This is a genomic window from Paenibacillus sp. FSL R10-2771 (genome assembly GCF_038000205.1).
In the GTDB taxonomy this organism is placed as follows: Bacteria; Bacillota; Bacilli; order Paenibacillales; family Paenibacillaceae; genus Paenibacillus_AQ; species Paenibacillus_AQ phytohabitans.
The window spans coordinates 4,057,195-4,076,554 of sequence record NZ_JBBOBM010000001.1; the positions used below are offsets into that span (position 1 = coordinate 4,057,195).

A 19,360-nucleotide genomic window follows, 5' to 3' on the forward strand; every position below is an offset into this window, starting at 1 on the left:
GTGGCGGTGGGGGTGGATTGCGGAGTGTGTGGCGGCGGGGGTGTGGATTGTGGAGGGTGTGGCGGCGTAGCGTGGGTTGCGGGGTGCGTGGATTGCGGAATGTGTGGCGGCGGGGGTGCGTGGCGGCGGGGGTGCGTGGCGGCGGGGTGCAAGGGCTGCGAGAATAGTAAGGATTAGCCGCGGACACAGGCTAACTAGCAGGGATAACACCGGTAATGTGGGACACAACCGGAATTGTTGTACTTTATGCGGGATTTTCAGCAGATGAGCGAGCCAAATTACGGATTGTTGTACAAAATACAATAATTTTCCTCAGATAAGCAAGATAACTCCTTAATTGTTGTAAAACATACAATATTTCCGTCTTTTTAGACTGGACAGAGCCTGAAATGTTGTAAAATATGCAGGATTTCCGCAGTTAGGCGAGCTTGAGCCTGAAATGTTGTATAACCTGCAGGATTTCCGCAGTTTGGTGGCTGTTTGTACAAACAGTCCTAGACCCGGTTCCAAGATGAACAGGTTCTGCTGTCCAAAGGAGGACAGTTATCCGGTTCAACGGGAAAAACCGCCCCCCGGACACACGGGAGGCGGTTTTTTGCAGCATGCTGAATATCATGCAACTTAGCATAATGCAGCTGAGCAATATTCAGCCATACAATAATCAGCTATACAATTTCAGCCCTACGGATTCACCGTAATCGTAAACGTCGACGTGGTATTTTTAATAGGCGTTACAGTGTTCAGGATCTTCAAGTTATTGAAAACTACGTTACCTACCGCCGGGCCTTGACCTGCTTCAGCCGATTCGTTGGCCCAGATGCCGACTCCGGATTTGGCGTCGAAGGCATCGCCGCTCTTCTGCGCGCCGGAAATCGTAACATTTGTAAAAATCGTGTCCGCTACAGGGAATTGCGGTGAATTGCCGACATAGTTGGTCTGGAACATAATCCCGTGATAGGTCGGATCAATGATATCCACATCACTGACGCGGATGCCCTGGAACACCTTGGAGGCGGAGAATACCCAGATGGCCGGGAAGGTCTGTGAGCCCCAGAAATGTCCGCCGGCCCGGACGACCGAAATGTTCTGGAAATTCGTAGTCGGCGATGCGCCGAAGCCGTTCATGGCATACCCGAAGTCCAGTGAGCTGATCGTAATCCCCGAATAGCAGAGTGTATCCGCAATATAGATGTTGCGGAAGGTGTTGGCATAACCGCCGTAGACGGCTACACCGGCTGCACGCCAGGTCAGGATCGAAGTCAGGTTCTCGTATACATTGTCCTTCATGTCCGAGCCGCCGGAATCGATTGCCGAGAACAGCGCGAAGCTGTCATCTCCGGTCGCCCGTGCTTCATTGTTGGACACGAGGTTGTTCGTGCTGCCGTTGGTCATATTGATGCCGTCGGCGAAGGTGTTGCGGATACGGGAGTTTCGGATCACCATGTAGTCGGTATTCGCCCCCCAGTACATACATACCTGATGTTCGGTCCAGATGTTGTCGATTGTAATGTTCGCTACATTGGAGAAGTCGAACACTTTGCCGGGACCGTCAATGCGTGAGGTATAGTTGCCGAAATAGGCAAATCCCGAGAAGGTGGAGCCGTTCGCTGAATCGGTAGCCCTGAAGCCAACATCCGTATTGGACTGGTTGACCGGTGCATAGAACCGGGTATACCAGGGGCCGGCTCCGACAATTTTAATCGCTTTGCCGTAGACCTGGAACTTGTTCGAGGTTTCATACGATCCGGCTGGAAGATATACACCGGTAAGGTTGCCGGTTGTATCCATACGGACCTTATCAATCGCATTCTGCACGTCCTGGTGCGTGAAGCCGAGCGGAACCGTATATTTGGCCGGGTCCGGATTAGCGATCGGCGCTACCTGCTCCAGGCTGACGAAGTCAATCGCATACTGTGAAGTGTTGGCTGCGTCCTTCTGAAGTCTGATTGTGCTGCCCGCCGGAATGGTGCTGTCGAACATAATATTCGCTTCATCATAGATGTGGCGCGGCGAACCGGCGCTTGGCATATTGCCCGGGCTGATCTCTGAGCCATACAGCCAGGCGTATTTGGAGTTCAGCGTTATGGCTTTGTTGAATACGCCGTTCACATAGATATTAAGTGTAGCGGTTGTTCCGTCACCGCTTGCCGAGTCCGGAATTGAGAACCGGGTAACGAGCGTATTAGTGCTGGCTTTGGTGGTGAACTCAACATAGCTGCCTGTAGTATTCAGCGTGACTGCTCTTCTGCCCGAGGCTTCACCGGCAAGATCACCGATATTGCGGTTCGGATTCAGCTTGACTGCTCCGCCCCCGACAACCCCGTCCTCCGCTTCATACATATCGTAAGGCATATTGGCCCCGCGTCCAATGTACAGCGACTGATTCTGGATGTTGTTGGCCCGTTTCACTGCCAGTTCATTAGCGTCTGCGGCAATTTCAGTTTTTACATTATATTTCCCGTTCACAGCGGTCCAGGTTCCAAGGGCAACCGGAGCCGTTGTGCTTCCGCTGGCAATGACACCGTTATAAGCACCGGTCAGCGTTTTGATTACCGCACCGGTGGTCGCATCAGTCAAGGTCAGTGTGATGTTATGTGCACCACTTGCCGAGGCTGCCGTTCCCTGATTCTTAATAGCGACTGAGAAGCTCACGGGATTCCCGCCAGCCGGATTCCCCGGCGACCAGCTGACCGGAGAAGCAATCAGATCCGAGCTGGATACCGGATTTACGGTAAGCGATGCGGGATTCGAAAAGCTGTTATTCCCTTCATTCAGCTCAATGACGGTGTTGCTCTCGTCGACCTTTGCACTTAAGGCATAGGTTACGGCATCTTTGGCGCCGATGTTCAGCGATACTGTAGCCGAAGCACCTGCGGCCAGTGCACCGACTGGTGCTGTCCCGGCAAGCGTGGTACCCAGATAGAAGCTGACGTTTGTTGCTGCCGCTGAAGCAGACCCGGTATTCTTGACGGTAGCATTCAGCGAGATGACATCGGTCTCTACCGGAGCGGAAGGGCTCCAGGACATTGCCGTTACTGTCAGATCCGGATTCGCAGCCGGTGTGCCGATGATCTGAAATTCAGCTACCTGTCCGGCGCTTGAACCGGAGTTCGTGGTGAATTTCAGCTGCAGCTCGCTGGCCGTTGCTGTGACAGGAATGGTCACGGAGTTGCCGCTGGCCGGGTTAAAGGTGTACACCGTGGCCGGAACTAGACTCGTGAAGGTGCCGGTAGACTGGTTATGACCCAGTACCTGAATGGTTTGGGTACGGGTAGCCCAGGCCGCTGCAGGATTCAGCTTCACAACTACCGAGGTCACATTGGCGTTCGCGCCAAGGTTCACAGTCAGTGTGTTCGGGTAGCTTCCGCCCGCTCCTTCCCAGTACGTAGTCACATCTCCGTCATTGGCATTCGCGGGGACAAACGTAAAGACTGAAGATGAGGCATTAACCGCTTTGCCGATTGCCAGGTTCGAGCCAGGACCCGCGCTTGGGGAGGCCGTCGGCGAGGCAGTTGGCGAAGGTGATGGTGTGACAGTTGGCGAAGGTGATGGTGTGACAGTTGGGGTTGGAGCAGGCGTTGGGGTTGGTGTGGCCGTCGGGGCTACAGTAGGAGAAGCCGTTGGTGCTACTGTTGCCGTTGGCACTGGTGTGGCTGTCGGCGCTACCGTTGGTGCCACCGTCGGAACGGGGGTTGCTGTAGCCGTCGGGGCCGTTGAGACGGTCAGGACCAGCTGATCCAGATTCACGTTGCCGGAGTCGGACGCATCGTATTTGTAGGCAATCGTGTTATTTCCGGCATTTAACGCCAGGATTTCTGCCTGTGTAGACCAGGTATCCCAGTTGGCCAGGTTAGCAAGTGAGGTCTGCTTGATCTTGGTACCGTTCACGTAGACACTCAGCGTCCTGGTGCTGCCGGAGGCATTGGCATACCGCAGCGCTGCGCTGTAATTGCCAGCAGATGCAGCCGAAACGGTGAACGTTGTCGCTGCTCCTTGGGCAAGATAACCATCAACAAACGCCGACCCGGTATAGCCGGTGTGATCTGTGTTGGTTTTGGCCCCGCCGGACAAGGCGGCAGCTTCCGCTTCATAAGTTCCCGGTGCCGAAACCGCAGTTCCGTACACCTCGAGTTCGGATAACTGCGCAGCAGGCCAGCCGGTGTTGGCCGTGAAGGTTATTTTAATATAACGGGCTGTTGCAGCAGTGAAATTAACAGTGACTGTGTTAGAGCCGCTGGAAGGATTGAAGCTGTAGGCAGCAGATGCAGCCAGGTTGCTGTAAGAAGCATCATCCGTACTGCCTTGAACGGACAATGTCTGTGTTCTTGCTTCCCAGGCTGACGGCAGCTTGAGTACAACCTGATTGACGCTGCTGCTGGAGCCTAGATCGACCTTGATCCATTGCGGAAAAGCATTGCTGGCACTCTCCCAATACGTCCCCTGGTTGCTGTCATTGGCGTTCGCTGCCACATACACATCACCGACCGAGCTAGCGGTAATCGTCTTGCCTTGAGCCAGATTGCCTGCCGCTGCCCCCACTGCCGGGAATAACGCCAACTGGCCCACACATAGCGCAAGAATCAGACTGTACAACAGGAATGTCCTTTTCACAGAAGCCTTGTGTCTGGTAATCATCTGCCAACCACCTCCTATAATTTTATGATGCAGCCTTAAAGTATGCGCTTTCAAAAATGCCCCTTCCCCTTATCCTTATCCTTATACTCCTCGCCTCCTTGATTCCCTTGCCTTCTTGATTCCCTTGCCTTCTTGCAGTCCTGAAGATAATTTTGCAATCAGCCAGTTCACTCCTCCCCCCACTGCTTCCCTTACACATTCAAAAGACCGGTCCGCTCCTTGCGTCAATATGCAGAACAGCAAACCGCAAGCGCAAGAGAAACGGACCGGACCCGGAGTGAGCCTATGAACTAACTAATTATGGTAATAATATAAGATATCACTAGGTTGAGGTCGATGGCGTATTCTATGATTAGTGTGTGCATAAATACGGATTTCATATTTTTATGCAGCACTCCTGAGCGGAGCAGCACTCGATTCCACTGAACAACACCGGGAGAGTTTAAACTTAACTAAAGTCGGCATACCCCCGAAGGCAGGATGCCTATACAATGGATACACAAGGCACGGGCCAAGGGGGAACTACACATGAATGAAGCTGACCAACAGGAACTATTCCTTAAAAACGAGAAACTCATTAACATGGTTATTGAGCGGGCCAAGCGGGATTATCCGGAGGAGATTGCAATGATCGGGCTTACGGGCTCTTTTCGTACCGGAGATTTCCATGACAAAAGCGATCTGGATCTAATTATCATCAATAACAACCATCAGGGCTGGGGCATCTCTTCCTGCTTCATACTGGGGGATGTCGGATACGATATCTATTGCACTCCATGGGAGACCCGGATTGAAGAGCAGGCTGCGCTTGAGAGTCCGATGACCTCCAGTCTGATAGATTTGCAGGTGCTCTATTGTGCCAAACCGGAATATATGGAGAAATTCAATGCGTACAGACAGAGGGCGCTGGACACTTTAGCTAAGCCTATCGGGAGCGAATGCATCGGCAGAGCGAAGAAGTGGATCGACAGTGCCAAGCAGGAGTATGCGAATACCATGCTTGCTGAGGATCTCGGAACCGTCAGGCTGGCTTCATGCGAGGTGGTCTACAATCTGGTCTATGCACTGACAAATTTGAATAATACGTATTTTAAAAGAGGGCTTAAGCGATATCTGGAGGAAATTGCCGCCTACCGGTATATTCCTGAGGATTTTGAAACGATATATATGGATGTGATTCATGCCAAGACTATGGATGACATACGAAGCACCACCTATACCCTTCTAAGAAGCATCCATGATCTGTACAATACCTTGTATCAAAAATATGTAATCCAGCCTGTACCGGCCTACGATAATCTGGCGGGCACCTATGAAGAGCTATGGTGTAATTACCGCCATAAGGTTATTGCAAGCAGCGAAATGAAAGACAAATCCTATGCTTTCTATACCGCAATGGGGGCACAGCAGTTCCTGGATGAAATGACAGAGTCGCGGGGAACCCGGAGGTTTGATCTGCTGCAACACTTCGATGCGGATCAGCTTGATGGATTTAAGGAGCAGTTCCTGCTGGCGATGGATGAATATCTGGAAGAATATAACCGCACCGGCCGGCCGGTCGAACGCTATAGTACCTTTGAGGAGCTGTATAGACAATATATGAAGGTTTAGGTAATTCTACGGGATAATTAAATGGCCATATGATCAGGAGGTTATTATGCTTAGTTATAAAAATACAACGACCGAAGTTGCAGCCAGCGGAATTGATACCGTTATTATATCCGTTGGTGCAACCGAGCAATTCGGACCCTTTCTTCCCATGCATTTGGATACATTAATTGCAGAGTTGTATGCTGAATCCTATGGAAAAGCATTAAATGCCTACGTTCTGCCTACCCTCCCGTTTAACACTTCAGAAGAGCATGCCAACTGTAAGGGAACGGTAACGGTCAGCCCGAATATTTTAACTGCAATGTTAGAAGATATTATTATGAATTTAGCAAGACAGGGATTTACCAAGTTTGTAGTATGCAATGGACATGGTGGAGCGTACTGGGAAGCGGCCTTTGTTAAGCATATCAATTACAAGTACCCCGAGCTTCTTTTGATTGCCCCAAATCACAACACTCCTCATGCCTGGACAGAAGCAGCGACGCAAGCCGGTCTGGAAGGTTTAGATGAGATGCATGCCGGGTTATTGTCGGTGTGCACCGCCATGTGGTTATGCCCTGAACGGGTTCAGACGAAGTCTATGGGCTCCAGCATCCCTGCTGACAACCGGTTGTATGCAGATTATATGGGATGGGACAAGCTTACCGAAGATGGCTGCTGGGGGAAATTTGAAGAAGGCAGCTACACCGATCAAGAATTAAGTGAGAAAGGCAGGCTGTTCTGGGAGACGTTCATTCATAAACGGAGTGAAGGGTTACTTCAGATTCTTGAGGAAGCCTACCGGAGAAAGATGGCGAAATAGTATATTCGTCCATCGGGCATGAATGATTATGAATGCTTCTACCCGCTGAATACAAAGACCCCCGCCGTTTCCGGCGAGGGTCTTTGTTATATTCTCTGGGAGAGAATTCTTAATTATTCTGCATGATCAAGCTGAAAATAAGCTGAAGGCCTGTTAATCTACACGTTGAAACGTGCCACGAGACCCTGCAAACCTTGCGCCAGCATACTCAGCGCGCTGGCAGATGAAGCAATTTGTTCTACCGAAGCCATCTGCTCCTGCGAGGCAGCGGATACCTGCTGCGTATTAGCCGCAGTAGTCTCCGAAATCTGCGTAACCGTGCGGATGGAGTCTACGATTTCCTCCGTAGCCGCCGTGATTTCTTCCACGGCCCCGGATACCTCCTGAACCTGTCCGGCCAGCGAATCAATCGAGCTGCGGATTTCATGGAAGGAATGTCCGGCCTCTTCAATGATATTAGTTCCGCTTTGCACTTCGTTCATGCTGTTCTTCATCACCTTCACTGCATGGTCGGCATCGGACTGGATTCCGGCCGCCATCTCGGCAATCAGATTGGCGGATTCAGCTGACTGTTCGGCTAGTCTGCGCACCTGATCGGCCACTACCGCAAATCCTCTGCCCTGCTCTCCGGCCCGCGCCGCTTCGATCGTTGCATTCAGCGCCAGCATATTCGTCTCCGATGCAATCCCCTTGATCACTCCGACAATGCTGCCAATTTCCTGTGACCGCTTCACGAAGCCCATGACCTGGTGCGAGAGGGACTGAATGGATTCGTTGATGGAATCCATCTGACGGCCGGCGGACTGCAGGGAGTGATCTCCGGCAACCGCATATTCGGCAGAGCGCAGAGAGGCTTCCGAAATATCCTGTACACTGGCAGCAATCTGCTGAATCCCGGCTGACATTTCAATAATCGTATTCATGTTGGTCTGCAGATCATTCATCTGCCGGCCTGTGCCAGTAGCAACTTCGCCCATAATCCCGGCAATCTTCTCAGTCGCTTCAGCAGTCATCCCGCTATCAGCGGTCAGCTTGACCGAAGAAGCGGCGAGGCCGCTGGCAGAAGCATTAACCTGGCCGATCATCGCCGCCAGATTATCGGTCATTTTATTGAAATTCAGGGCCAGATCACCGATCTCATCCTTCGTCCGCACACTCAGCTTGCGGGTCAGATCGGCATCGCCGTCTGCAATCTCTTTGAGCTGCTTGTTCACATCACTCAGCGGCTTCAGAATCCGTGCCGACATCACGAACGCGATCAGCACAGCCAGCAGGACAGATAATCCCGTGACTCCCATACTCGTAACCATAGACGAGCTGCGATGGGTAGCCGCCTGACTCTGCTCCTTCGCAATTTCTTCATGCAGCATATTCTCAAATACAAGCTGTGAATCGATAATGGTATCCAGAGAGAGCGTCGTAAACGACTTTTGTGCTTCCGGGAAATTGCCGTCTTTGGCTAATGCAAAAGCTTCCTCCAGCACGGCCAGATAATTGCCCCATTCACTCTCCAGATTCGTAATTCCCGCAAGCTCAGCTTCGTTCAGGCCCGCATCCTTCAGTTCTTCCGCCGCCGCCGTAATCTGCGGGATCATCGCTTCATAAGCAGTCAGGTTGGCCGTTCTTTCCTCATCCGTATTGCTCATGACATACCTCGCCGCCAGCCCATCTGTCGTACGGATATCATCGGTTAACCCCTGCACCAGTGACAGCTTGCTGTAATTACGGTTGATCTGCTCCGTAAGCATGGTTACCTTACCCTGAAATAATGTGCTGCCCGCGATTGCGATAATGAACACGATAATAACGGCGGCGAACCCCGACATGATTTTGGCACGTATCCCTCTAAGTCTGTTGAACATCATGAATTTCTCCACTCCATATGTAAGCTATACTGCATAACCCCTGCCCTTAGGGGCTTGTACACTATGTATCCTGCGTGTATCCACCTGCATGCACGCTCCATGCGTCTGGTGCTGGCCCGTCCCTCCTTAAGCATGTTGCTAATCTTTTCCTCATGCCTGTATCTTACGTTCCAATCCTTAAACCAATCTGAAATGGAGCTGAGCATTCGCTGAAACAATGCAGAAGCAGCTGATCCGGCTCTAAGGCAATGTATGTTTCAGCAGGAGATTGCGGCAAATATAAGAATCGTGAATTACAGTAACATACCTCCATAGCAGCACATTGTGTTCGGTTTTTCGCATACATTTGGCCCGGTTACCTCCAGGGAAGCCCATTGTGTTCGGTTTTTCGCATACATTGGCCCGATTACCTCCATGGCAGCACATTGTATTCGGTTTTTCGCATACATTGGCTCTCCTTTGGCCCGGCTTCCGGGGGATTCAGCGGGATTCCTGATGCAAGAGCAAAATCACCCTTTTTGCATAAACAACACAAAAAAACCGCCCCCCCGGCCAAAGGCAGGAGATGACGGTTTTCTGGAAGAGTACTCTATGCGTTAAACTTCTATAGCTATGTAAGTAGGTTGCTGTCATTCACCCAGGTTTGCTCAGTCTCGCTAGAGTTCACTTAGATTCATTCGTACAAATTCCCGTTCGCAAGCATGGCGAGCCTCTCTTCATCCAGCACAATTAGCCGGCCACGCCTGCGTTCAATGATCCCTTCTTCGATTAGGCGCCGCACCACCCGGTTCAGATGCCGGTAGCTTGTACCCAGCAGATCGGCAGTCTCTGTCAGGCTGGAGGTACGGATCTCTTCTACCCGCTGAGCGCCGGTGTTGTCCGAGAAGAGTGACATCAGGTAGCTGGCGAAGCGGTTCTCCACCGGATACAGCACATTCATGGCCGAGGTCTGGCCCAGCGTATACAGCTTATGGCTCAGCTCCCCGACGAGGAAGCGCAGCAGCGCCGTATTGTCTTCGAACTCTTTTAGCAGCAGCTTTCTTCCGGCCACCAGCAGCAGGCTGTCCCCCACCGATACCACCTCATTCTTGACCGGATACTGGCGCAGCAGCTCCACATCCCCGATCACCGACATCGGCCTGGCGAACCGGACCAGCATTGATTTGCCGTTAGGCAGCAGCGTATGAATCTTCAGCTTGCCCTGCACCAGAATGAACATGCTCTCCAGCCGGTCGCCCACCGTACACACTGCTTCCCCGTCGCTGTAGCGCCGAAGCTCCATCTGGGCAATTGCGCCGCTGCTGAACATTGCCGTAAGATTATTCTGCTCCGCAAGACTGCGTACCGCCTCCGGATTTACTATCGAATTCATGCCGTTCTTCCTCTCCCGCCGTGTAAAGTCAAGCTTATGTTCAAACTGTACCACAGCTTCAGGGCAAAGGGCTAACCGGCCTTACTTCATATCGGCGTCGTCCAGGCGGATTTCAGCTACAGTTGCATCCGGAGAACACCAGAATTCCAAAGTTACCCCTTGTTTGTGATCAATGTATCCGATAATATCTGCGGTCTGCTCATTGCTTTTGTAATATTTGCTTCCATACAGGTCAAGCACACTTTGTTTGCTGTCTCCCAGTCCGATGCCTAAGGCTGTATGGAGCGGATCATCCGAACGGTTATTATCCGTGGCGGTGATCATGATCCGCTTGATCATTCCTTCATCCGGGCCGGAATGGACAGAGGCAGTGACAAGACCGTCCTCCCAATGATAGTAATCATACAGCTCATTATCCTCTTTACTTAACGGGCTGCCTAACTGCTTAAGCAGATGACTGTCATTAATATTGTCATGCAGGTTCACACCGCCGATCGCTTCGCGGGCAAGGTCTGTGGAAGACGTCAGCTTTTCGGAATATGCCGAGAATTGATAGACACCGAAACCCGCAATGATCACAGCAATCAGAATAAATACTATCCGTTTTATCCCCATATTAGTGTGCAACGCCCTTCTCAAAATATTGTTCCAGTTCCCTACGCTCCTGGAATTTGGCTAGATTGAAGGATGGCCAGCTCTTCAGCGGCTCTGACCGGTCAGACAAACGGCTGTGCAGCGCTTCGTCAAGAATACCTTTCTCCTGCCTGCTGAACTCAATCAGCTCCGGAACCACATCCGCGGACAGTCCGGCCAGATAATTGGCATCCAGGGTGCCGCTTGCGGCGTACCGCTGAATATTCTGCCGGGCGATAATATGATCCATCCCGATATAGTTCATCAGCACATAAGACAACAAACCGAGCACGATGTAACACTTAAGCAATGGGAATTCTGCCCGGCTGATCCGCACCGCAGCCAGAACAAGCAGCAGCCCGAGGAAGATCATGAAGGCATGCACCAGGAAGCGGATATAGGTATAACCATACGCTTCTTCATACAATGTCAGCCGGGAGTATGCAGAGTAGAGCATGACCATGGAGCACAGAACCAGAATATAGAGCAGAATCTGAATTACCCGCTTCAGCCCGCCGCCTGCTTTGCGCACCGCCAGCAAGGAGAGCAGCAGAATCGCGAAATTGATCGCTGTCACCAGAATCAGCTCAAAGAATCCGCTCCGCGCATAATCCGCATACGTCTTGCCATCCGGCAGAATGCCTTCCCAGGCCCCGAACAAATACGAGAATTGCACGCTCACAAACAGCATGTATACGGCATTAATTACCGCAAGAACCGTAGTAATGATGATCGGATCATCAACGCCGATGCTTTCCTCTTCCGGTTCGGTCACATCCTGCTCTGTCAGAGCATCCAGCCCGCTCGGCGGATAGGTCCGGATATAGGACTTACTGTCAATAAATCCCCACACAAAGCCGAACATCCCGAGTCCAAGCAGAATAATCCACAACGCCCTGGAGACCCACTCACCAAAAGAGATATTATCAAAGTAACCCGGGAGCTCTGACAGCAGCCGGTTGAATACCCCATCCGCCGTGGAGAGAAGCGAGGTGACGATGAGCAGCAGCGGAAGGGAAATCAGCAGCCCGATCACCACACGGATCAGAACCTGCTTGCGTTCATTAGACACTCCGCCCTGTCTGCGGCGTAACAGCTTCACTGCAGTATTCCAGTGGCGCAGGCTCTGGGGGAAGAAATGCTCCAAAGCCGCTCCGATCAGCCCGAAGCCGCTCCAGGCGGGCAGGCGGTAACTGAACATATAAGTCATATGTAATAGAATCAGCGCCGGAATGACAAGAAAATTAAGCCCGAAGAAAAACCAGTTGCCAAACAGTGCGTACGTCAGCGACAAGAGTAAGACCGAACCCATCCACATATAGCTGAACCAGTTGTGCTTACGCAGCTTCTCCTTGCCGAAATAGAGCATAAAGGCATAGAACAGCACTACAAAAATCGGGTAAGAGATTCCGGGCATCTTGCCGTAGAACAGGTACTGATGCACAAGCGCAAGCAGAAACGCGGCCAACAAAACAACGCGCGCAAACCCCGGTTTGGATACGGTTTGATTGTCCATGGTAAATTCCTCCATCTTTTTACTTTCCTACCCTGATTCTAGCTGATAAAATAAGAAGAAAAAGAGAAATATATTATTATTAATTTCCTATTTTGTGAAAGGAGAACCCTATAAATGAAGCTACACAGTCAATTTCTGAAGCTGCATTCGCATCATGGAGGCCCGGCAGAGGTCCTTGTTACTCTCGATGAGCTGGCCTTGACCCTCGGCTGTACCCACCGCAATGCACTGCATGTGATCCGCAAAATGGTAGAAATGAACTGGATCACCTGGACGCCCAGCCGGGGACGGGGGCGGCGCTCCAAGCTGGTGTTCCTCGCAGCCTCCGAGGATATTGCCCTGGAATCCATGATGCAGGCCATCAGCAGCAAGGATATCAGCAGCGCTCTGGAGGGAATCCGCGGACATGCGCGCACCTCCGCCCTGCAGGATACACTCCAGGGCTGGCTGCTGGCTTACTTCGGGCATCATGCCGAGATGCAGAGCGACAAGCGGATTGATACGCTGCGGCTGCCGGTCACGCAGCAGCTGCATACCTTCGATCCGCTGTATATGAATCTGCTGGCAGAGTCTTTTGTTTCCAGCCATGTCTTTGACGGTCTGGTCGGCCGCAGCGGCGAACGCGGCAAAGTGATCCCCGGTCTGGCCCATGCCTGGGAGACCGACGAAGCCCGTACCGCGTGGACCTTCCATCTGCGCAAAGAAGTCTTGTTCCATCACGGCAAGGTACTGACCGCCGAGGATGTGGTCTACTCGTTTGAACGGATGATGTCTACCTCACAGCGGACGCTGTACAGCTATATTTTCAAGGAAATCCAGGAAGTTAGAGCACTGAATGCCTCCACCGTCCGCATTCTGCTGAAGAAGCCGAACGAGCTCTTCCTCCCGTTCCTCTGCACCAGCCGGGCGGCGATCGTCCCCCGTGACCTGCAGTCCATCGGTGAGAATGTATTTGGACGAAGACCTGCGGGAACCGGGCCTTTCAAGGTGGTGGAGATGAGCGAGGATACTTGCGTGCTGGAGGTGTTCCCTTATTATTTTCAGGGGCGGGCTCATCTGGACCGTGTGGAAATCATCTATGTACCCTGGGGGCTTGCGCCGGGACCCTCCGAGACAGGTTCGGGCTTCCATGTCATTCCGAATCCGCAGGCAGCGGGTACCGGCTCTCTGAGCAAGATTCATTCCGAATCCTCGGTACGCAAATTCGTCACCTGCAACACCAAAAAAAAGGGACCGCTAAGCGATCCCCTTCTCCGTGCCGATATTCTGTCCTGTCTGCATGAAGCTCCCCGTGAACCTTTCACGCATTCAGCCAGTCTTCCGGCGGCAGCACTGCAGATTGCCACCATTCCGCAGTATGCCGGGGACGCTGAATACATTGCAGCAAGGCTGAAGCAGCACGGATATGCCTGTAAGGTGGTCTCCGTATCCCCGGAGGAATTCAAGGGACCGATCCGCCTGCAATCGGATCTGATTGTCTTCTCTCTGCTCCGTGATCAGGATGAACAGCTGCGGCTGTACGATCTGTATCTGACACTATCGCAGCATATTGAGCCGCGCACCCGCGCCGACATTGAAGGCAGACTGCATATGATCTCCCGGGAGCCTGACGCCGCTGCCCGGACAGAGGGCTTCAGGATTATCGAGGACAGCCTGACCCGGGATCATCAGCTGCACATCCTGTACGAGAAGCCTGCCGAGACGGCTTATCTGCCCTCTGTCCGTGGCGTTACCTTCAACAGCCAGGGCTGGGTGGATCTGCGTCACCTTTGGTTTCCGCCGGAGCTGTAAAGCTAATCTAAGCTTCGCCCGCCTTGGATGCGGCCTTTTCAACACTCAGATTTGTATCTTGTTCATGCCTGCTGGCAGTGTAAAATCAAGTCTGAAAGAGGACTAAACGCACCCTTTATTCTCTGCCGGGCAAACTGCCCGCAAGCCCTCTGCCCACCAGATTGGCGGATACCGGCTTCCTGCCCAGCTCCCTGGACCATACAGAGAGCTGGCCGGAATGATGAATCTCATGAGCGATAATATGGCGCATAATCTCACCCCAGGCATCCTCAATTACCCGTCCATCCGCCCGCTCATCCTTCAGTATGTTCTGCTCCAGCCCCTCATGCCACGCCAGCACGAACTGCTCTACCTCCGGCCGGAACCTTGCATCCAGCTCCCTGATCTTCTGCAGCGTGTTATATTCCGGGAAATCTGCCCGAAAATCAGGCTTCCCCTCCATATCCCGGATCCAGCTCAATTCCACATCGATAATATGAACCAGCGTCTTCAGGATTCCGCCCATTCCGCCGGTCCGTTCCTTCAGCAGTTCTTCCTCCGGCAGCTCCTCACACCATTTGTACCATTCCTCGCGGACCATCCAGTTATAACGGAATAATGTTTGCATAGGCTGCCTCCTGAATTGTAATGTAATTTTGAATTTCCGGCATTCAACGTACTGTTTCCATGTTCAGTTTGCTCTCCGTCTGACACTGTAGAATCTCAGCGCTGTCGGAACGCCCTTAATCTCCAGGATACCGCTATAGATCAGTTCTCTTACCCTATATTCGAAAAAAGAGTCCCCGATACACTGGTCGCAATATCCCAGCGCCTCTCCAACTAACCGGGCTGATTTCAGGAATCCGTCATCTCCGGAAGGCGGCTTCAGGTAGTCCAGCTTCTCCAGCAGGTAGCTGTCATAATAATCAGCCGGCGCCTCAAGCACAGCATCCTCTTGCCATATCCGCAATACCTGGGACTGTTCTGAGATGTTCTGCCACTCCAGGTCCAGCCGCGTGATATCCGCAGCAGTAAGCCTGTTGCCGTCCTGAATGCGCAGCAGCGCCTCCCGAAGCTTATCGGCCGGAATCTCACCGGAACTACGGTATTTGATGGAGGCATCCGGAGTGTTGTACAGCTCTTCACAAGTTGCACAGGCATCACATACCACAATCCCGCTCTGTCTGCTCCCCAGCAGATGAACAGCAAGACGCAGCCCGGTCTGCTCATTAGCATTACCGCTGGTCCAGATCACGACCTGAGCCTGTTCAGGAATCTGCTCCAGCTTATCCATAAGCTCCGAATACATTTCTTCGCACTCATCAGTGGCGGTAGTGTATCCCACGATATTCTGGAAGAACCATTCACTCCGGGCCTTCCTTCCCTCCGGCGAATCCAGCTGGCCCAGCGGACCTATGGCATAATTCTCCCGCAGTGTAACAAGCTTGTGCGAGTCTGTCCAGCCTAGCCCTGTCAACGCTTGCTTCATGCCTCCGGCGAAGGAATCACCGCACACGATATGCACATGGGTACAATCCGGTGAGGGGTCCCAGAATTCCCGCTTTTTGGGAGTATCCATCAGACTGGTGTAGTATCCCAGCAGGCTGGCAACCGGTCCGGCGATATGTTCATCAAGCGGTGCTTCAAGCCGCTCACTCTGTTCCTTTAACCGCTTGATCTGCGCCAGAATCCGCATGAAATACAAGTGTACTTCATCTTCCTTCAAGCCGCTAACAGCGTTTACGATTTCCTGCATATCTTTCATCATCTGATTCCACCTTTGTTCAGGTAATTATATGGGGGAGCGGTCAAGCAGCCTCCCTTTGACAAGCAAATAAAGCGGGGGATAGGGCGATTGCTTCTGAGCGGTAACCAAGGTGAACCCGTCCTTCCCGACAGCCGGTCTTTCCCGTTTCTGCACCGGGAACTGGACTGAATCTTTGAACACCACATATGCTGCCACATCCGCTGCTCCTGCCGGAATATCATTTCCGGTTATATTCTGCGACTTGACAGTAAAGCTGCCCTTTACCTCGTCATACGTGTACGAGACAGGACGGAAAGCATCGTTGCTGATAATCGCCCCCGGCGGTGCTCCAAAGGCGCTTCTCTCCAAATCCTCTATCGCTAATTTAATAATATCCGTCTGCATCAGAGTGTCCCCTGTCAATGTATAGAGATGATTACTCTGATCCCATTTACTCACGATGCCCAAACTGCCCGCCAGTACACTAACCGGGATGAACATCGAATTCTGCTCCAATACCGGAATCGTATCCATGGAGCGAGCAGCCCCGTTAACCGAAACGGACTTCGACCTTATCGTAAACATAACCGTTACATCATCCATCCCGATTGTAGCCGTTTTACTTTTGGCATCGTAGCTGACCTTCGCCCCGAGCAGCTCGCTGATCGAGCGCAATGGAATCATCATTCGTCCCTGTGAATCCACATAAGGCGCCTTCGGTGCCGTATAGACCACATAATAATCGTTGATCTTGAGCAGCACCGGATATTCCTTGGCTGCGGCCTGCACCTTCCCCGCACTACCCCCTATTAATAACGCCAAGCTCATTCCCGCTGCCAGCAGCAACACCACCAGAAGTTTCTTTGTCTGCTTCATAGTATATATCATCCCCACTCCCTACTTTGTTTGGAATGTATCGCTCCAGCTACTGCATTTCTTGTTAAGTTAACGCATGCAACTATTAAACTAGTACCCGTATCAGGTTAAACCTAGTGACAAAACCTTGGTAAATCGCCTGCTGAGGTTTGACATGACCCGATTACGGTATATCCTCCGTTACGCTTAACTGCACTTTGTACAACTAAAACGTCTGATTTACAAACGATTCTCCGTTTAGTTGTATTTCGTACAACTAATGAGTCCATGTATATGGGTTCTCACCCATTCAAGCAAATTTAGTTGTACAAACTACAGTTAAAAGAGGCGAGTCTACCTTTTCACTGTTTTTAATTGTACAGAATACAACTATTGCTGAATTCCGCTTGAGCGAACACCGCTCCAGCCGCCAAATTCGGGTTGAATGTCCGCATTTAAGCAACTCATCTTATCCCTCCCCCCCTAATTTAACCCTCGTCTAGTAAAATAAGCAAGTGAAAGAGGCAAGCAGCATCCTTCCTGCTGCTTGCCTCTTTCGCGATTCTCCCCTGCCACACCCCACATAAATGAACTTAAGAATTTCACAACAGGGCTTGAGTACGGAGGGGGATTTTTGGAACTGTAGGAGCGGTAGCGTCCGCCTTTGTCTCCGGATTTCATCCGCTATAAGCGGCTAGAATCAAGAAATCTGGAGACAACAGCGGCCGGAAGTCCAAAATATCCACCGTAGCTACGCCCCGCCCCAAGTGAACTCTTCTGTTCATTTCACCGACCCGATCATCCCAGCCACAAACTGCTTCTGCATCACAAAGAACACCAGCGCCGTCGGGATCGTGCCGATCACAATCGCGATCATAATCATTCCGTAGTCCGGGGCGTAGCCCGAACCGAGAGTTGAGATCAGGAGCGGCATCGTCTTCGTCTGCGGCGTCTGCAGCACGATCAGCGGCCAGAGATAATTGTTCCAGCTCGACATGAATGTGATGATTGCCCCGGCGGCGTATGTCGTTTTCATGGTGGGCAGATAGATACGCAGGAAGATGCCCAGCTCGCTGAGCCCATCCATCCGTCCGGCCTCCAGCAGCTCCTTCGGGAACATCTTCGTGCTCTGCCGGAAGAAGAAGATCAGGAATGCCGTCGTGACCGTAGGCAGGATGACCGAAGTCATCGTATCAATGCCCATCCACGGGAACACATTGGAGATTTTGCCGAACATCCGGTACAGCGGAATCATCAGCGCGGCGAACGGAATCATCATCGACAGCAGCAGGATGTTGAACACAATATCCTTCGAGCGGCTGCGGAAGACTTCGAAGCCGTAACCGGCCAGCGAGGCAATCAGCAGCGCCAGCAGGGTGGTGGTTAACGAGATTTTAGCAGAATTGATCAGGGATAACTGCAGGTCTGTGGTGTCCAGCAGCTTCTGGAAATTATCCAGCAGATGTGTTCCGGGCAGCAGCCGTCCGCGGGTGACGTCAACCGACTTGTTCGTGGAGCTGACCACCATCCATAAGAACGGGAAAATCGAGACAATGGCCGCGATGCTTAGGAACAGATACATGAAGAAACGTTTGCTCTTAGCCATTTTTATCACCTGCCACTTTGAACTGGATGACCGACAGCAGCGCAATCATAATCACGATGGAATACGATACAGTGGCTGCATAGCCGAAGTCCGCTGAATATTTGAACGACAAATTATAAATGTACTGGGAGATCGTCTGTGTTGCATTTCCCGGACCGCCCTTCGTAATATTCATGACCTCATCGAACAGCTGCAGGGTACCGATGGTGGATGTGATCGAGGTAAACAGGATGATCGGCTTCAGCAGCGGGACAGTAATTCCGAAGAACTGCCGTGACGCCGAAGCCCCATCAATTCTGGCGGCCTCGTAGATGGAGCTATCAATATTTTGCAGGGCGGACAGATAAAAAATCATATTGTAGCCCGTCCAGCGCCAGGTGATTGCGATAATAATCGTAATTTTGGCCCAGAACGGATCGGTGATCCATTCAATCGGGACACTGACCAGATGCAGCTTCAGCAGCATGGTATTCACCAGCCCGTTGCCGGCGAACAAATACTTGAACACTACCGAATAGGCAACCAGCGAAGTTACACAAGGCAGGAAGATTGCCGTCCGGAAAAACCCTTTGAATTTCAGCTTGCTGTCATTCAGCAGCACTGAGATAAACAGCGCCAGTACAATCATCAGCGGCACTTGAACCAGCAGATAGATGAAGGTGTTCTTCACGGAAGTAAGGAATGTTTTGTCTGAGAGCAGCCGTGTATAGTTATCGAATCCGGTGAAGGTAAGATTGCTGCCGGTGCCTGTCTGGAACGACAGAATCAGCGCCTGGAGCATCGGGTAGAAATAGAAGACGAAGATCAGAATGACCGCAAGCAGGACGAAGGACCATCCGGTCAATACGCTTTTGGTACGGATACTCACGCTCGCATTTGTTTTTTTCACATCGGCCCAGCCCCTTCATGGTATTCAAGTAGAAACGGCTTTGCCGTCCTTTTTTTGGA

At 51.8% G+C, this 19,360-nt stretch carries 13 protein-coding genes; 3 read left to right on the forward strand and 10 right to left on the reverse strand.

The annotated features are described in order from the left end of the window. Positions 1-681 precede the first annotated feature (681 nt). Positions 682-4,635 carry a galactose-binding domain-containing protein gene (locus tag NSU14_RS17680; protein ID WP_340946510.1) on the reverse strand — a complete coding sequence of 1,318 codons (3,954 nt, stop codon included), beginning with the start codon at positions 4,633-4,635 and terminating at the stop codon, positions 682-684. 528 nt (positions 4,636-5,163) lie between these two features. Between NSU14_RS17680 and NSU14_RS17685 the strand changes: the two genes are divergently transcribed. Both NSU14_RS17685 and NSU14_RS17690 read left to right on the forward strand, forming a co-directional pair. Beyond that, positions 5,164-6,246 (forward strand): nucleotidyltransferase domain-containing protein, encoded by a 1,083-nt coding sequence (locus NSU14_RS17685; RefSeq protein WP_076248982.1) that lies wholly within the window; start codon positions 5,164-5,166, stop codon positions 6,244-6,246. A gap of 46 nt (positions 6,247-6,292) precedes the next feature. Then, positions 6,293-7,048, forward strand: coding sequence for a creatininase family protein (locus NSU14_RS17690; protein WP_340946513.1), 756 nt, complete (start codon positions 6,293-6,295; stop codon positions 7,046-7,048). Between the two features lie 158 nt (positions 7,049-7,206). Here NSU14_RS17690 and NSU14_RS17695 read toward each other — a convergent pair whose 3' ends face one another. The 4 genes from NSU14_RS17695 to NSU14_RS17710 all read right to left on the reverse strand — a co-directional run bounded on the left by NSU14_RS17695 (position 7,207) and on the right by NSU14_RS17710 (position 12,434). Beyond that, the gene (locus NSU14_RS17695) at positions 7,207-8,913 is read right to left on the reverse strand and encodes a methyl-accepting chemotaxis protein (protein WP_340946514.1); all 1,707 of its coding nucleotides are present in this window, start codon (positions 8,911-8,913) and stop codon (positions 7,207-7,209) included. A gap of 673 nt (positions 8,914-9,586) precedes the next feature. Next, positions 9,587-10,285 (reverse strand): Crp/Fnr family transcriptional regulator, encoded by a 699-nt coding sequence (locus NSU14_RS17700; protein ID WP_340946516.1) that lies wholly within the window; start codon positions 10,283-10,285, stop codon positions 9,587-9,589. An 81-nt stretch (positions 10,286-10,366) separates the two neighbouring features. After that, positions 10,367-10,900 (reverse strand): hypothetical protein, encoded by a 534-nt coding sequence (locus NSU14_RS17705; RefSeq protein WP_042136192.1) that lies wholly within the window; start codon positions 10,898-10,900, stop codon positions 10,367-10,369. Position 10,901: 1 nt separating this feature from the next. Next, a complete protein-coding gene (locus NSU14_RS17710; RefSeq protein ID WP_083705663.1) occupies positions 10,902-12,434 on the reverse strand; it encodes a DUF4153 domain-containing protein in 1,533 nt (510 codons plus the stop codon). A gap of 114 nt (positions 12,435-12,548) precedes the next feature. Between NSU14_RS17710 and NSU14_RS17715 the strand changes: the two genes are divergently transcribed. Beyond that, a complete protein-coding gene (locus tag NSU14_RS17715) occupies positions 12,549-14,225 on the forward strand; it encodes an ABC transporter substrate-binding protein (RefSeq protein WP_340946520.1) in 1,677 nt (558 codons plus the stop codon). A 115-nt stretch (positions 14,226-14,340) separates the two neighbouring features. Here the strand turns inward: NSU14_RS17715 and NSU14_RS17720 are convergent, their stop codons facing one another. From NSU14_RS17720 to NSU14_RS17740, 5 genes are all read right to left on the reverse strand, one after another. Beyond that, complete coding sequence (locus NSU14_RS17720; protein WP_042136186.1) at positions 14,341-14,832, reverse strand: DinB family protein; 492 nt, start codon at positions 14,830-14,832, stop codon at positions 14,341-14,343. A 63-nt stretch (positions 14,833-14,895) separates the two neighbouring features. Continuing rightward, on the reverse strand, positions 14,896-15,972 hold the full coding sequence (locus NSU14_RS17725) for a DUF1835 domain-containing protein (RefSeq protein ID WP_340946522.1): 1,077 nt from the start codon (positions 15,970-15,972) through the stop codon (positions 14,896-14,898). A gap of 24 nt (positions 15,973-15,996) precedes the next feature. Beyond that, positions 15,997-16,827, reverse strand: coding sequence for a stalk domain-containing protein (locus NSU14_RS17730; protein WP_076246592.1), 831 nt, complete (start codon positions 16,825-16,827; stop codon positions 15,997-15,999). 760 nt (positions 16,828-17,587) lie between these two features. Then, positions 17,588-18,412, reverse strand: a complete 825-nt coding sequence (locus NSU14_RS17735; protein WP_340946524.1) for a carbohydrate ABC transporter permease — start codon at positions 18,410-18,412, stop codon at positions 17,588-17,590. Further along, the gene (locus NSU14_RS17740) at positions 18,405-19,301 is read right to left on the reverse strand and encodes a carbohydrate ABC transporter permease (protein WP_042136182.1); all 897 of its coding nucleotides are present in this window, start codon (positions 19,299-19,301) and stop codon (positions 18,405-18,407) included. Before NSU14_RS17740 ends, NSU14_RS17735 begins: the two co-directional genes overlap by 8 nt. Positions 19,302-19,360 lie beyond the last annotated feature (59 nt).